Below are 14254 nucleotides of genomic sequence, written 5' to 3'. Positions count from 1 at the left end.
GTGGGGTGGTTCGAAGCACTCGTCCTGGGCCTGGTCCAGGGCCTGACGGAGTTCCTGCCGATCTCGTCGAGCGCGCACCTGCGGATCGTCGCGGCGCTGGCGGGCTGGGACGACCCGGGCGCGGCGTTCACCGCGGTCACCCAGATCGGCACCGAGCTGGCGGTGATCATCTACTTCGGGCCGAAGATCGGGAAGATCCTGCGAGCCTGGTTCTTTTCGCTGTACAAGGCGGAGTGGCGCCGTGACCCGGACGCCCGGCTGGGCTGGCTGATCATCGTCGGCTCGCTGCCGATCGTGGTGCTCGGGCTGCTGCTGCAGGACCAGATCGACAGCGCGTTCCGCGACCTGCGGATCACCGCGACGGTGCTGATCGTGTTCGGCGTGATCCTGCTGATCGCCGACCGGATCGGGAAGCAGAACCGCACGCTGGACGACCTGACCGTGCCGCACGGCCTGGGCTTCGGCTTCGCGCAGGCGCTGGCCCTCATCCCGGGCGTGTCCCGCTCGGGCGGCACCACGAGCGCGGGCCTGCTGCTGGGCTACACGCGGGCGGAGGCGGCGGAGTACTCGTTCCTGCTGGCGCTGCCGGCGGTGTTCGGCTCGGGGGTGTACAAGCTCAAGGACATCGGCTCGGGCGACGTGCCGGCCCAGTGGGGCCCGACGATCCTGGCCACGCTGGTCGCCTTCGGCGTCGGGTACGTCGTGATCGCCTGGCTGATGGCTTACATCAAGAAGCGCAGCTTCGTGCCGTTCGTGGTCTACCGGCTGGTGCTCGGCGTGCTGCTGTACGTGCTGATCTTCAGCGGAGTCCTGGATCCGAACGCGGGGCCCGTCGGGCACTGAGGCCGCCCGCGTGGGGACCGCATGATCGGTCCCCACGTAGGGTGGGTCCCGTGAGTACGGTCATTCTGCTCCGGCACGGCAAGTCCACCGCCAACGGCGCCGGCATCCTGGCCGGGCGGTCTCCGAAGGTCAACCTCGACGACACCGGACGTGCCCAGGCGGAGAAGCTCGTCGAACGCCTCGGCGGGGTGCCGCTGGCCGGGCTCGTCGTTTCGCCCCTGCTGCGCTGCAAGCAGACGGTCGGCCCGCTCGCGGCCGCCCGGGACCTCGAGAAGACCGTCGAGCCCGGGCTGTCCGAAGTGGACTACGGCGACTGGACCGGCAAGGAGCTCAAGCACCTCGCGAAGGAGCCGCTCTGGCGGGTCGTGCAGGCGCACCCCTCCGCGGCGGTGTTCCCCGGCGGCGAGGGCCTCGCCCAGATGCAGGCGCGGTCGGTGGCCGCCGTCCGCGCCCACGACCGGCGGATCGCCGCCGAGCACGGCGACCACGCGGTCTGGCTGCTGTGCAGCCACGGCGACGTGATCAAGGCCATCCTGGCCGATGCGCTCGGCCAGCACCTCGATGCCTTCCAGCGGATCGTCGTCGACCCCGCGTCGATCTCCGTCGTGCGCTACACCGAGACGCGGCCGTTCGTCATGCGGGTCAACGACCACGGCGGCGACCTGCGCGGCATCGTGCCGCCGGAACCCAAGCCGAAACGGGGCAAGAAAGCCGCGTCGAGCAGCGATGCCGTGGTGGGCGGTACCACGGGCCGGTGACCCCGGCCACCTCCGGAAAGCGCTGACATCGGCACCGGGGGACCCCGTAGGGTGGCGGGACCGAGTGTTCGTCCCCGACCAGGAGCCTGCCCGATGATTTCGCCGGACAATCCGTTCGCCGCACCCAGCGAGCTGCCCTACGCCCTGCCGCCCTTCGACCGGATTTCCGACGAGCACTACCGGCCCGCGTTCGAAGCCGGGCTGGCCGAGCACGCGGCCGAGATCGAGCAGATCGCGGCGCAGGACGCCGAGCCGACGTTCGAGAACACCATCGTGGCGCTCGAGCACGCCGGTGGACTGCTGGGCCGCGTGGCGAGCGTTTTCTACAACCTGTCCGGCTCCAACAGCACCGACGAGATCCAGGCCATCCAGGCGGAGTTCGCGCCGAAGCTGGCCGCCCACCACGACGCGATCCACCTGAACCCGCAGCTGTTCGCCCGGATCGACGCGCTCCACACCCGCCGCGACGAGCTCGGCCTCGACGAAGAGTCGCTGCGGCTGCTGGAACGGCGGCACACCGACTTCAGCCGGGCGGGTGCCGGCCTCGGCCCGGCCGAGCAGTCCCGGCTGCGCGAGCTCAACGAGCAGCTCTCCACCCTGCAGACGAAGTTCCAGCAGAACCTGCTCAAGGACACCAACGAGCTGGCCGTCGTCATCGCCGACCGCGCCGAGCTCGACGGCTTCGGCGAAGGCGCGATCGCCACGGCGGCCGAAGCGGCGTCCGCGCGCGGCGAGGACGGCAAGTACGTGCTCACGCTGAGCCTCCCCACCAGCCAGGCGTCGCCACTGGAAACCCTGCGCAACCGCGACGTCCGCGAGCGCATCCACGCCGCGTCGATGGCCCGCGGCAACCGCGGCAACGCCTGCGACAACAACTCCGTCGTCGCCGAAATCGTCCGCCTGCGCGCGGAACGGGCCGTGCTGCTCGGCTACCCGGACCACGCCGCGTACGTCATCGCGGACGAGACGGCGAAGACGGCCGAAGCCGCGGCGGGGCTGCTGGAGCGGCTGGCACCCGCGGCGGTCGCCAACGCCCGCGCCGAAGCCGCCGAGCTCCAGCAGCTGCTGGAAGCCGATGTGCCCGGCGCGAAGCTGCGGCCGTCGGACTGGCCGTTCTACGCCGCCCAGGTCCGCCGCGAGCGCTTCGAGGTCGACACCGAAGCGCTGCGACCGTACTTCGAGGCCGACGGCGTGTACCTCGACGGTGTCTTCCACGCCGCGACCAAGCTGTACGGCCTGACCTTCACCGAGCGGGACGACCTGCCCAAGTACCACCCGGAGGTCCGGACCTTCGAGGTCTTCGACGCCGACGGCACCCCGCTCGGCCTGTACCTGCTCGACCTGTACACCCGCGACGCCAAGCGCGGCGGCGCCTGGATGAACACCTTCGTCGACCAGTCCGAGCTGCTCGGCCGCAAAACCGTCGTGGTCAACGTCCTCAACGTGAACAAGCCGCCGGCGGGGGAGCCGACCCTGCTCACCTTCGACGAGGTCGTCACCGCGTTCCACGAGTTCGGCCACGCCCTCCACGCGCTGGTCTCCGCGGTCCGCTACCCGACGTTCTCCGGCACCAACGTCCCCCGCGACTTCGTCGAATACCCCTCCCAGGTCAACGAGATGTGGATGCTGTGGCCGGAAGTCCTGGCCCACTACGCCAAGCACCACGAGACGGGGGAGGCCCTCCCGCAGGAGCAGGTCGAGAAGCTGCTCGCCGCCCAGCAGTACGGCGAAGGGTTCTCCACCACCGAGTACCTCGCGGCCTCCCTGCTCGACCAGGCGTGGCACGGACTCGGCGTCGACGACCACGTGGGGGAGGTGCAGTCGTTCGAGGCCGAGGCACTCGTGAAAGCCGGCGTGGCCGTCGACGCGATCCCGCCGCGCTACCGCACGACCTACTTCGCCCACATCTTCAGCGGCGGCTACAGCGCCGGGTACTACTCCTACATCTGGAGCGAAGTCCTCGACGCCGACACCGTCCAGTGGTTCCGCGAAAACGGGGGACTGACCCGCGAGAACGGCGACCACTTCCGCCGCACCCTCCTCGGCCGGGGCGGCAGCATCGACCCGATGGACGCGTTCCGCGCCTTCCGGGGCCGCGACCCCGAGATCGAGCCCCTCCTGGCCCGCCGAGGCCTCGACGGAGTCTGAGCACTCTCCACCATCAAGTGTATAACGACCTATACCGCGGGGCAATTTTGAAAAACCGCCCCGCGGTACGGCTATCGGCACCCTAAAAGCTGCAAAGACCGGGCAGTCAGGCCGTGACGGCTCGCGAGCCCGCGACGATGTGGTCGACGAAGCCGTAGGAGAGAGCTTCGTCGGCGTCGAACCAGCGGTCACGGTCGGCGTCCGCGGTGATGCGCTCGACGGTTTGGCCGGTCTGGCTCGCCGTGATCTCCGCGATGCGGCGCTTCATCCGGCCGAACACCTCGGCCTGGATGGCGATGTCGGTGGCAGCCCCGCCGATCCCGGCCGACGGCTGGTGCATGACGATCCGCGTGTTGGGGAGGAGGTAGCGCTTCCCCGGCGTGCCGGAGGAGAGCAGGAACTGGCCCATGGAGGCGACGAACCCGAGGCCGTACGTGGCGACGTCGGGCTGGACGAGCTGCATGGTGTCGTAGATGGCCATGCCCGCGGTGACCGAGCCGCCGGGTGAGTTGATGTAGAAGGTGATGTCCCTCGCGGGGTCGTCGGCGGCGAGCAGGAGCAACTGGGCGACGATCCGGTTGGCCACTTCGTCGTTGACCTCGGAGCCGAGGAAGACGATGCGGTCGCGCAGGAGCTGTTGGTAGACCGTGTCGTCGGGTGACGGGGTGGTGAGTGCCTGCATGTCGGGTACGGCGAGAAGGGTCATGGGCCGACGTTAGGGTGCGGGCCCCGGGTTGCGGGGCCGGTTTCGCTGTGGGCGTGCGGTGTTCGCCGGACGCGAAAGGGCCGCCGTCCGCAGTGGACGGCGGCCCTTCGTGGTGGGTGGGCTCAGATGAGGCCGAGCTTGGCCACGGTGTCGCGTTCCTCGACGAGTTCCGCGACGGAGGCGTCGATGCGGGCGCGGGAGAAGTCGTCGATCTCGAGGCCTTGGACGATCTTGTACTGGCCGTTCTCGGCGGTGACCGGGAAGGAGGAGATGAGGCCCTCGGGGACGCCGTAGGAGCCGTCGGAGGCGACGGCGGCGGAGGTCCAGTCGCCGGCGGGGGTGCCGTTGACCCAGGTGTAGACGTGGTCGATGGCGGCCGAGGCGGCGGAGGCGGCGGAGGAGAGGCCGCGGGCTTCGATGATGGCCGCGCCGCGCTTGGCGACGGTGGGGATGAAGTCGTTCTCCAGCCAGGCCTGGTCGACGGCGTCGGCGATGCTCTTGCCGCCGAATTCGGCGTGCTGGACCGAGGGGTACTGGGTGGCGGAGTGGTTGCCCCAGATGGCGACCTTCTGGAGTTCGGTCACCGGGACGCCGAGCTTCTTGGCGAGCTGGGCGAGGGCGCGGTTGTGGTCGAGGCGGGTCATCGCGGTGAAGCGCTCGGCGGGCACGTCGGGGGCGTGCGAGCGGGCGATGAGGGCGTTGGTGTTGGCGGGGTTGCCGACGACGAGGACCTTGATGTCGTCGGCGGCGCCGGCGTTGATGGCTTCGCCCTGGGGCTTGAAGATGCCGCCGTTGGCTTCGAGGAGGTCGCCGCGCTCCATGCCCTTGCTGCGGGGGCGGGCGCCGACGAGGAGGGCGATGTTGGTGCCTTCGAAGGCCTGCTTGGGGTCGTCGAAGATGTCGGTGCCGGCGAGGAGGGGGAACGCGCCGTCTTCGAGTTCCATCGCGGTGCCCTCGGCCGCCTTGACCGCCTGCGGGATCTCGAGGAGCCGCAGCTTCACCGGGACGTCCTGGCCGAGGAGCTGACCGGACGCGATGCGGAAGAGCAGCGCGTAGCCGATCTGGCCGGCGGCGCCGGTGACGGTCACGTTGACTGGGGCTTGGGTCATTGCGGTTCTCCAGCTTGAGACGACTTTGGCTAGTGCTGTGGAGCCTATCCCTCCTGGGCGTTGCCGGTCGGGTGCGTCCAGTCACTGTTGTGAGGATCGCTTTCGGGGTTCCGGAACCCCGGTTGTCACAGCTCGCTTTTCAGTTGTCGGTGACGTTGGCGGCGAGGCGGTGGAGGAGGTCGGCGAGCTGGGCGATCTCGGTGTCGGTGAGGCCTTTTCGCATGCGTTCGTCGTGGGCGATCGCCGCTGAGGCGAGCCGGAGGAAGAGCTGCTCGCCCTCCGCGGTGAGCGTCACCAGGTGGACGCGGCGGTTTTCGGGGTCGCGGCGGCGGGTGACGAGGCCGGCGGTTTCCATGCCGTTGAGGTGGTGGGTGAGGGTGGCGCCTTGGATGCCGACGGCGTCGGCGAGTTCGCGCTGGTTGGCGACGGGGCTGGTTTTGAGGGAGATGAGGATCTGCCAGATGGGCTGGGAGCCGCCGGCGGCGGCGAGGGCGTGGTCGAAGGCGCGGGCGGCGGTTTTGGCGGTGCGGGCGAGGACGACGCCGATGGGGGCGGTGGCGGGTTTGGGCACGGCGGAACCCTAGCGCAGATGCCGAGAAGTCTAAGCGTTTGACATCTAATGATTAGACTTCTAACGTTGAGGCATCGAACGGAAGGGGAACGCGATGAGCACCGAAGAGCAGGTCCGCGAGTTCGGCCGGGTGTGGGCTGCCGCGGAGGAACGCGGCGACACCGTGGCACTGGCCGCGTTGGCCACCGACGGGTTCCGCCTGGTCGGGCCGCTGGGGTTCGTGCTGGACCGGGACCAGTGGCTGGCGCGCTACGACGGCGGCGAGCTGGTCACCGAGAAGCTGGGGTGGACGGAGGTCGAGGTCCGCGACTTCGGTGGCACCGCGATCGCGATCGGCGTGCACGAGCAGGTCGCCACGCACCGGGGGAACCCGGTGAACGGGCGCTTCCGCGCCACGCACGTGCTGGTCCGCGAGGACGGCCGCTGGCGGCTGGCGGGGATCCACCTGAGCCCGATCGGTGCGCCGTTCGTCCCCGGCGGTGACCGGCGATGAGCGTCGAGCTGAACCACACGATCGTGTGTGCCACCGATCGCGAGAAGTCGGCGGAGTTCCTGGCGGGGATCCTGGGCCTGCGGACCGATCCGGTCGCCGGGCCCTTCGTGCCTGTCCGGCTGGCGAACGGCGTCACGCTGGACTACCTGCAGGTGGAGCGCGTCACGAGCCAGCACTACGCGTTCCTGGTCGGCGAGGACGACTTCGACGCGGCGATGGCGCGCATCGAAGCGGCGGGCGTCGGCTATTGGGCGGACCCGTTCCACGAACGGCCCGGTGAGGTCAACGGTCTCCACGGCGGCCGCGGGATCTACTTCGAGGATCCCGACGGCCACAACCTGGAGCTGCTGACGAGGGGGCAGCCGTGCGCTTGAGCATCGGGGTCACGGACTTTTCGTGGCCGGACAAGCCGGCCGAAGAGCTCGCGGCGGTCGCGGTGGCGGCCGAGGATGCCGGGCTGGACACGGTGTGGGTCGCCGACCACCTGCTGCAGGCCGACCCGCACAGCACCGCGGACTCGCCCATGCTGGAGGCGTACACGACACTGGGTTTCCTCGCCGGGCGGACCGCCCGGATCGGGCTCGGCACGATGGTTTCGGCAGTGACGTTCCGGCCGCCGGCGCTGCTGGTCAAGGCCGTCACCACGGTGGACGTGCTGTCCGGTGGGCGCGCCCGGTTCGGCATCGGTGCCGGGCACCACGACGGCGAGGCGCGGGCGATGGGCCTGCTGTTCCCTCCGGCGGGCGAGCGGCTGGCGCGGGTGGAGGAGACCGTGCGGCTGGCGCTGCGGATGTGGGCGGGGGACGAGTCGCCGTTCGAAGGCGAGCACTACCGGCTCGAGCGTCCGATCGGGAGTCCGCGGCCGGTGCGGCGGCCGCCGATCCTCGTCGGCGGCGCGGGTGAACGGCGGACGCTGCGGCTGGTCGCCCGGTACGCCGACGCGTGCAACGTGTTCGACATCCCGGACGGCGGGCGGACGGTGCGCCACAAGCTCGCCGTCCTGGCGCGGCACTGCGAAGAGGCGGGCCGGCCGTACGACGCCATCGAGAAGACGATCAGCACCCGGCTGGTCCCCGGTGAGCCGGCGGAGTCGTTCGCGCGGCGGTGCGAGGAGTTCGCCGGGTGGGGCATCGACCACGCGGTGGTGATCACGGCCGGCCCGTGGCCGGTGGCGGGGGTCGAGACGCTGGGGCGAGCGGCCGCCCTGGTCGGCTGAGCCGGGCGGCGGCCGGAGCGTGCACCGCTCGATCGTGGGTGGCGATTCGTGGCGCCGGATCGAGGTGGCCGAACTCCCGGCGGCCAGCCTGATCAAGTCGCTGATCGCTCGGATCATCCGGTGCGTGGCCGGTGGCGGGGTCGAGACGCTGGGGTGGGCGGCGGCGTTGATCGGCTGAGCCGGACGTCACGCGGGTGATCGCGGGCGCCGGCCAGAGGAGCGGGGGCGCGAAATCGTTTTCTCCGGGCATTTATTCGCGGCGACCGGAATGGGCTTTGCGAAAATTATCGAAACGTGAGCAATGTCGCTTGGTGGGACGAGCCGTGCAGCGTTGCTCCGTTCAGCGGGGTTTGCTTCCATGATCCTTTCGATACCATGGTCGGCGCCCCCGTCCCCAATTTGAATGTATTGGGAAGGATTCCGATGCTGTCTGCGGTCGTTGCTGCCGTAATGGCGCTGTCCTCAGTGGTCACCCCGCATTCGTGGAACACCCCTCCGCCGCCCGACAAAATCGTCATCGACGTCGTCAACGCCATCGGCACCGGCTGTCCGACCGGTACGTCCGCGGTCGCCGTCTCGCAGGACAATACGGCGTTCACCGTGACCTACAGCGCCTACACAGCGTTGGTCGGGGTCGGAGCCGGGCCGCTGGACGCCCGGAAGAACTGCCAGATCGGCCTGCGGGTGCACGTGCCGCAGGGGTTCACCTACGGAATCGCGCAGGCCGACTACCGCGGATTCGCGCACCTGGAACGTGGTGCGACCGGCCTGGAAAGAGCGAACTACTATTTCCAGGGCAATTCTCCGACGGCGTACGTTCAGCACCCGCTGACCGGGCCTTTCGAGGACGACTGGCATTTCACCGATTCCACGGAGGTGGGCGCGATCGCGTTCAAGCCGTGTGGCGAGGAACGCAACCTGAACATCAACACGGAATTGCGGTCCGCGGTCGGGACGTCGGATCCGAAGAAGACGACGAGCTACGTCACGATGGACTCGACCGACGGCAGCATCACCACCACCTACCACTTCGCGTGGCTGACCTGCCCGTGATCGGCTCCGGGTGACCGGAGGTGGAGAGGGGCGGCGCGGCGGGAAAAGCTGCGCCGCCCCGGTGCCGTCAGGGCGTCGCCGGGGCCCGGGGATCGGTGGCTTCGACGTCGAAGACGCGGCCGAGGGAGACGAGGGCCTCGTCGAGGTGGCTGAGGCTGGAGAGGACGGCGCGGGTTTCGGCCGCTTCGACGCGGTCGGAGACGGGGGTGCCGTCGTCGCGCACGAGCGTGCCGGGTGTGGGGCCACCCGGGGCGCTCAGCGCTTTGCGGAGGACGTCGATGTTGGCCAGTAGCCGGCCGGTGAACTGCCGGAGCCGGTCGGCGTCGGGGCCGGCGAGCTGGCCGGGCTGGGCGCGCGCGGCGACGTGGCGGGCGCGGAAGGCGATGGTTTCCAGGGTGGTGAGCACGTGCCAGCCGTAGTCGCGGCGGGCGCTGCGGAGGTTCACCGGGTGGGTCAGCGGTTCGATGGTGGTGCGGACCTGCTCGACGCTGCGGTCGAGGTCGCGGGAGAGCTCGATGATGTTGACGTTCTCCTCGCCCGCCAGCAGGCCGCGGGTGTGCTCGAGGAACTCTTCGAGGTCGTCGAGCACCGCGGCGATGTCGTCGAGCATGACCGAGCGGGTGCGGACCGGGACGATGACGACCGCGGCGAGGATGCCGGCGGCGGCGCCGACGGCGGTCTCGGCGACGCGGATCCAGAGCACTTCGAGGCTGAACGTGCCGAGCAGGCTGTAGAGCAGGCCGAGCATGCTCGTGACGAAGAAGGCCATCACCACCTGGGAGACCCGGGCGGTGTAGACCATCCCGAACACGCACACGAGGATGAGGCCGAGGGTGGCGGCGGTGTTGCCGCCGACCAGCGACGCCAGCAGGACGCCGCCGACGATGCCGATCAGGGTGCCGCCGAGGCGGCGGACGCCCTTGACGAAGGTGGCGCCGGCGCTGGAGGCGCCGATGAACACGACGAAGACGGTGAGCACGGCCCAGTACCAGCGCTGGTGGGAGACGAGTTCGCCGCCGACCACGGCGAGCCCGCCGCCGACGACGGCCTGGATGGCGCTGCGGGTCCGGTTGTCGTAGGCGAGCCGGGGTTCCGGTTCCTCGTCTTCGTCTTCGAGGGGGTCCGCGGTGGTTTCCGGCGCGGCGGCGCGCTGGGCCCGGTCGTCGGCGAGGGCCAGCTCGGCCAGTGCTTTGCGGACGCCGTCGCCGGGGGCGGCGTGTTCGTCGATGCGGCTGCCTTCGACGAGCATGCGGCTGTATTCGCCGGTCTGGCTGATCAGCGGGAGCTCGCGCGGGTCGCGTTCCATGAGGGCGCGGAAGCGGGCGAGCCGGGCGATGAGGTCGTCGCGGACCTCGGCGGTGAGTTCGCCGGAGCAGGTGCGCTGGACGGTGATGGCCAGCCACTGCACCGCGAGCTCGACTTCGATGGCGCGGCGGCGCAGCCGGTCGGCGGCGCGGTCGTCGAGGACGTCGGGGGCGGCGTCCTCGATGAGCAGCACGCACTCGTGCAGCCGAGCCAGCGCCGAGCGCAGTTGCTTGCGGGTGCGTTCGCTGCCGTTGACCGCCGACGTACTTCTTCCCGCGGAGACGGCGTTGGACACCGCCAGGTGGGCCTCGGTGGCGCGGACGACGGCACCCAGGCGGGCGCGGAAGGCGCGGCGCACGCGGAGGAATTCGGCCGCGGCGTTGCGCCGCAGCAGGACGAACCGGACGACGGCGTTGGCCAGGACGCCGACGCCGAGCGCCATCAGCAGCTGCGGGACCTGCGTGACGTGGGCCTGCAGGAACATCGGGAAGAAGAACAGGAAGAAGGCGATCGAGCCGAGCGCCGTGCCGCGGGCGCCGAAGCGCTGGGCGTAGACCGCGACGAAGATCAGCAGGACGAACACGATGCTGTCGGTCGGCGGCACGGCCGAGCCGAGGCTGGCGACGGTGATCGACGCGGCCCCGGTGAGGAAGGCCAGGACGAGGGTGACGGCCTGGCCGCCCGGGGTGGGGTCGTTGACGGTGAACGCCGTCATCATCGCGGCGATGGCGCCGACGAGGGTGACGGTGAGCGGGACGTGCGCGGGGAGCAGCGCGGCCACGGCGAGCACGATGCCGAGCACGGCGGAGCCGGCCAGCCGCAACCGGACCAGGCCGGGGTCGGCCGCCACGAGCCGGTCGAGGGCGGCGGTGCGGAGGTGGTTCATCGGGCGAGGAGCTCCCATTGGGCGAGGGTGGCACGGCGGCCGCGGGTGGCGGTGATCCGCAACCGGTAGCGGGCGTGCGCGGCCGGGGTGGCTAGGGCGAACGGGCGGGTCTGGCGGCGCCAGCGGAACAGTTCGCCCTCGCGTTCGTCCAACGTGGTCCAGCCGGCGCCGTCAGTGTCGTCGTCGGAGCCTTCCAGCACCCACGCGCTCGGGTCGCCGCGGCGATCCCCGGACGTCAGCGTGTACAGGGTGACTTCGCGGGGTTCGCCGGTGACGGTGAACTCGATCGCCGGGGTGGCGCTGCGGAAGGTGACCTGGGTGCGGGTGGTGTCGTCGAAGAGCGCGCCGACGCGTGCGCCGTCGGAACTGGTCGCGGTGCCGGACAGGTCGGTGACGGGGGCCGGGTGCTCGGCGGGTGGCGGCGGTGCGCCCCAGCCGGTGGGTTCGGTCGTCAGGTCGAAGACGAGTTCGGCGCCGGCGGCGAGGGTGGCGTGGGCGATCGAGGTGGCGTCGTGCGGTGCGCCGTCGACGGTGAGCCCGCGGACGTAGACGGTCTCATCGGTGTTGCCGGGCGCGTGGACGACCAGTTTCTTGCCCTCGCCCAGGTGCACGGTCGCCTTCTCGAACAGTGGTGAACCGATCGCGTAGCGCGGGCTGCCGACGGCGAGGGGGTAGAAGCCGAGGGCGCTGAAGACGTACCAGGCGGACATCTCGCCGTTGTCCTCGTCGCCGGGGTAGCCCTGGCCGATGTCGCTGCCGAGGTAGAGCCGCCGCAGCACCTCCCGCACGACGGCTTGGGTTTTCGCGGGCGCGCCGGCGAGGTTGTAGACGTAGGGGATGTGGTGCGAGGGCTGGTTGGAGTGGCCGTACTGGCCCATCCGGACGTCGCGGGCTTCGGTCATCTCGTGGATGAGGCCGCCGTACGCGCCGGGACGGCGGCCGGTCTCCGGGGTGGCGAAGAAGGTGTCCAGCTTGGCTTCGAGCGCTTCGGTGCCGCCGTGGAGGGCGGCGAGGCCGGGGCCGTCGTGCGGTGCGGTGAAGGCGGTGTTCCAGGCGTTGGTCTCGACGAAGTCGCCGCCCCAGGCGGCCGGGTCGTAGCCCTCGGGGGCGAACTTGCGGCGGCCGTCGCGGTGGCGGCCCTGGAAGAAGCCGATCTCCGGGTCGAAGTGGTGGACGTAGTCCTTCGCGCGTTCGCGGAAGTAGGCGGCGTAGTCGGCGTACGTCCGGGCTCGCGGCCCGTCGCTTTCCCGGGACAGTGTCTCGGCGAGGTTGGCCAGGCCGAAGTCGTTGATGCACCCCTCCAGCGCCCAGGACAGTCCTTCGCGGACCGACGCCGGGGTGTAGTGGAGGAAGATCGACTCTTCGAGGCCCTTGCGGCCGACCGCGCGGCGCGGTGGGCTGACGGTGGCGTTCTTCAGCCCGGCGTCGAAGGCGGCCTCGACGTCGAAGTCGCGGACGCCCTTGAGGTAGGCGTCGGCGAAGGCGACGTCCGAGCTGGTGCCGGTCATCAGGTCCGCGTAGCCGGGGGAGGACCAGCGGGCGATCCAGCCGCCTTCGCGGTACTGCTGGACGAAGCCGTCGATCATCCGGCCGCAGCGCTCCGGGGCGAGCAGTGCGTAGGCGGGCCAGGTGGTGCGGTAGGTGTCCCAGAAGCCGTTGTTGACGTACAGCTCGCCGTCGACGACCTTCGCGCCGGTGCGCCGGCGGGTGCTCGGCCACCGCCGGCGCACGACCGGGCTGGCGTGCCGGATCCCGTCGGGGGTGTTCTCATGCGCGACGTTCGGGTACAGGAACAGCCGGTAGAGGCCGGAGTACAGCGTGGTCCGCTGGTCCTCGGTGGCGCCTTCGACCTCGACGCGGCCGAGCTCCTCCTGCCACAGCCGCCTGGCCTGGGCTTTGACCTGCTCGAACGTCGTCCCGGCCGGGATTTCCAGCTCCAGGTTGCGCCGGGCCTGGGCGAGGCTGATCAGCGACGTCGCGATCCGCAGCGTGACGTCGGGGCCGTCGAACTCGAAGTAGCCCGAAACCCGCCGCCACGGCGGGAAGCGGACCTTGGCGCCGCGGGTGGCCGGGGCGTCGGTCACGGCGTAGACGAACATCCGGCGCGCCCCGGCCGACAGCCGGGAGCGGACAGTGGTGTACCCGCTGATCACCCCGGTGTCGGGGTTCAGGCGGAGGCGGCCGCGGTTGCGGGCGTTGTCGAACAGCAGCCAGCCGTGCTTGTCCGGGAAGGTGAACCGCATGATCGCCGCGTGCGACGCCGGTGCGAGGTCGGCGGTCATCCCGTTGGCGAACCGGACGCCGTAGTGGTGCGGTGAGTCGGTCTCGTCGTCGTGGCTGAAGGCCAGGGCGCGCTTGCGGCGGCCGCGCTCGACCGGGCCGGTGCCGGGCATGATGTGGAAGGTGTGCCGGTCGCCCATCCACGGGCTCGGCTGGTGCGATAGCGCGAACGCCTGCAGCGCGGGCCGGTTCTGCGCGTCGTTGTGGCGGTGGTAGGAGTAGAGCCAGTTGGTCACGCCGGCGTCGGTGACCGGGGTCCAGAAGTTGAACCCGTGCGGCACGGCCGTGGCCGGGAAGGTGTTGCCGCGGGAGAAGTCGCCGCTGGAGTGCGTGCCGCGGGTGGTGCGGACGCAGTCGACGGCGTCGCGCGGCGGTTCGGGACGGTCGGCGACGCGGACGTCGTCGAGCCAGCCGGTGATCTCCGCGGGCGCGTCGGTGCGCAGCACGATCCGGCTGATCCGGCGCCCGGCGAAGGCCCCCAGCGGGCGGCGGACGAGGTTCCACTGGTCCACCCACAGCGTCTTGTCGTCCGCCGGGGCGAACCCGGCGGAGGTGCCGTCGGCGAATTCGACGTCGAGGCTGACCCGGGTGGCGTGGTAGGCGGGGATCTCGCCGTCGGCGACCGGGAAGACCACATAGGACAGCTCGGTGCGCCCGGTGACGGGCACGTCGAGTTCGAACAGGACGGCGCGGGGCCGGGCGGTGTAGCGCAGAGCACGTGTGCCGGTGAAGCCCACGCCGGTCTTGGCCGTGGGGGAGCGGTCCGGTCCGTCGCCGACGTGCAGGCCGGGGTCCGCCGGCTGCGGGTCACCGCTTTCGAAGGACGAGAAGAACACGGCGTCGGGCATGCGCCCACCGTAACCGGCGCCGAACGGCGCAGCGTGCT

General features: G+C 70.7%; 13 protein-coding genes. 8 read left to right on the top strand and 5 right to left on the bottom strand.

The genetic code is table 11. The features are described from left to right. The 3 genes from AB0F52_RS15740 to AB0F52_RS15730 all read left to right on the top strand — a co-directional run bounded on the left by AB0F52_RS15740 (position 1) and on the right by AB0F52_RS15730 (position 3749). Positions 1–843, top strand: coding sequence for an undecaprenyl-diphosphate phosphatase (locus tag AB0F52_RS15740; RefSeq protein WP_360170354.1), 843 nt, complete (start codon positions 1–3; stop codon positions 841–843). A 50-nt stretch (positions 844–893) separates the two neighbouring features. Next, the gene (locus tag AB0F52_RS15735; protein ID WP_360170351.1) at positions 894–1601 is read left to right on the top strand and encodes a histidine phosphatase family protein; all 708 of its coding nucleotides are present in this window, start codon (positions 894–896) and stop codon (positions 1599–1601) included. A 93-nt stretch (positions 1602–1694) separates the two neighbouring features. After that, the gene (locus AB0F52_RS15730; protein ID WP_360170348.1) at positions 1695–3749 is read left to right on the top strand and encodes a M3 family metallopeptidase; all 2055 of its coding nucleotides are present in this window, start codon (positions 1695–1697) and stop codon (positions 3747–3749) included. 106 nt (positions 3750–3855) lie between these two features. Here the strand turns inward: AB0F52_RS15730 and AB0F52_RS15725 are convergent, their stop codons facing one another. The 3 genes from AB0F52_RS15725 to AB0F52_RS15715 form a co-directional block, all read right to left on the bottom strand. Further along, positions 3856–4455: an ATP-dependent Clp protease proteolytic subunit gene (locus tag AB0F52_RS15725; RefSeq protein ID WP_360170345.1), complete on the bottom strand. Its 600-nt coding sequence runs from the start codon at positions 4453–4455 to the stop codon at positions 3856–3858. Positions 4456–4577: 122 nt separating this feature from the next. Beyond that, on the bottom strand, positions 4578–5564 hold the full coding sequence (locus tag AB0F52_RS15720) for a malate dehydrogenase (RefSeq protein WP_360170342.1): 987 nt from the start codon (positions 5562–5564) through the stop codon (positions 4578–4580). 139 nt (positions 5565–5703) lie between these two features. Beyond that, positions 5704–6135: a MarR family winged helix-turn-helix transcriptional regulator gene (locus AB0F52_RS15715; protein ID WP_360170339.1), complete on the bottom strand. Its 432-nt coding sequence runs from the start codon at positions 6133–6135 to the stop codon at positions 5704–5706. A 94-nt stretch (positions 6136–6229) separates the two neighbouring features. Here AB0F52_RS15715 and AB0F52_RS15710 point away from each other — a divergent pair, with 94 nt between their 5' ends. The 5 genes from AB0F52_RS15710 (at position 6230) to AB0F52_RS15690 (ending at position 8897) form a co-directional block, all read left to right on the top strand. Beyond that, a complete protein-coding gene (locus tag AB0F52_RS15710; RefSeq protein WP_360170336.1) occupies positions 6230–6628 on the top strand; it encodes a nuclear transport factor 2 family protein in 399 nt (132 codons plus the stop codon). After that, the gene (locus AB0F52_RS15705; protein WP_360170333.1) at positions 6625–7002 is read left to right on the top strand and encodes a VOC family protein; all 378 of its coding nucleotides are present in this window, start codon (positions 6625–6627) and stop codon (positions 7000–7002) included. The genes AB0F52_RS15710 and AB0F52_RS15705 overlap by 4 nt, the downstream gene beginning before the upstream one ends. Then, a complete protein-coding gene (locus AB0F52_RS15700) occupies positions 6993–7844 on the top strand; it encodes a TIGR03560 family F420-dependent LLM class oxidoreductase (protein ID WP_360170330.1) in 852 nt (283 codons plus the stop codon). The genes AB0F52_RS15705 and AB0F52_RS15700 overlap by 10 nt, the downstream gene beginning before the upstream one ends. Positions 7845–7878: 34 nt before the next feature. After that, complete coding sequence (locus AB0F52_RS15695; protein WP_360170327.1) at positions 7879–8022, top strand: hypothetical protein; 144 nt, start codon at positions 7879–7881, stop codon at positions 8020–8022. 245 nt (positions 8023–8267) lie between these two features. Beyond that, complete coding sequence (locus AB0F52_RS15690; RefSeq protein ID WP_360170792.1) at positions 8268–8897, top strand: DUF4360 domain-containing protein; 630 nt, start codon at positions 8268–8270, stop codon at positions 8895–8897. Between the two features lie 67 nt (positions 8898–8964). On the opposite strand, the gene AB0F52_RS15685 is transcribed toward AB0F52_RS15690, so the two are convergent. After that, the gene (locus tag AB0F52_RS15685) at positions 8965–11088 is read right to left on the bottom strand and encodes an FUSC family protein (protein WP_360170789.1); all 2124 of its coding nucleotides are present in this window, start codon (positions 11086–11088) and stop codon (positions 8965–8967) included. After that, positions 11085–14216, bottom strand: coding sequence for a GH92 family glycosyl hydrolase (locus AB0F52_RS15680; RefSeq protein WP_360170324.1), 3132 nt, complete (start codon positions 14214–14216; stop codon positions 11085–11087). The genes AB0F52_RS15685 and AB0F52_RS15680 overlap by 4 nt, the downstream gene beginning before the upstream one ends. Positions 14217–14254: the final 38 nt, after the last annotated feature.

Source organism: Amycolatopsis sp. NPDC024027, from assembly GCF_040638975.1.
In the GTDB taxonomy this organism is placed as follows: Bacteria; Actinomycetota; Actinomycetes; order Mycobacteriales; family Pseudonocardiaceae; genus Amycolatopsis.
The sequence above is the reverse complement of the archived record's forward strand: the minus strand, read 5'-3'. Positions and strand labels throughout refer to the sequence as shown.

What these genes read in the sequence shown, in the direction of transcription:
- AB0F52_RS15730 (WP_360170348.1), top strand. Translation starts at nt 1,695, where the DNA reads ATGATTTCGCCGGACAATCCGTTCGCCGCACCCAGCGAGCTGCCCTAC.
- AB0F52_RS15725 (WP_360170345.1), bottom strand. Translation starts at nt 4,455, where the DNA reads ATGACCCTTCTCGCCGTACCCGACATGCAGGCACTCACCACCCCGTCA.
- AB0F52_RS15720 (WP_360170342.1), bottom strand. Translation starts at nt 5,564, where the DNA reads ATGACCCAAGCCCCAGTCAACGTGACCGTCACCGGCGCCGCCGGCCAG.
- AB0F52_RS15710 (WP_360170336.1), top strand. Translation starts at nt 6,230, where the DNA reads ATGAGCACCGAAGAGCAGGTCCGCGAGTTCGGCCGGGTGTGGGCTGCC.
- AB0F52_RS15705 (WP_360170333.1), top strand. Translation starts at nt 6,625, where the DNA reads ATGAGCGTCGAGCTGAACCACACGATCGTGTGTGCCACCGATCGCGAG.
- AB0F52_RS15690 (WP_360170792.1), top strand. Translation starts at nt 8,268, where the DNA reads ATGCTGTCTGCGGTCGTTGCTGCCGTAATGGCGCTGTCCTCAGTGGTC.
- AB0F52_RS15685 (WP_360170789.1), bottom strand. Translation starts at nt 11,088, where the DNA reads ATGAACCACCTCCGCACCGCCGCCCTCGACCGGCTCGTGGCGGCCGAC.
- AB0F52_RS15680 (WP_360170324.1), bottom strand. Translation starts at nt 14,216, where the DNA reads ATGCCCGACGCCGTGTTCTTCTCGTCCTTCGAAAGCGGTGACCCGCAG.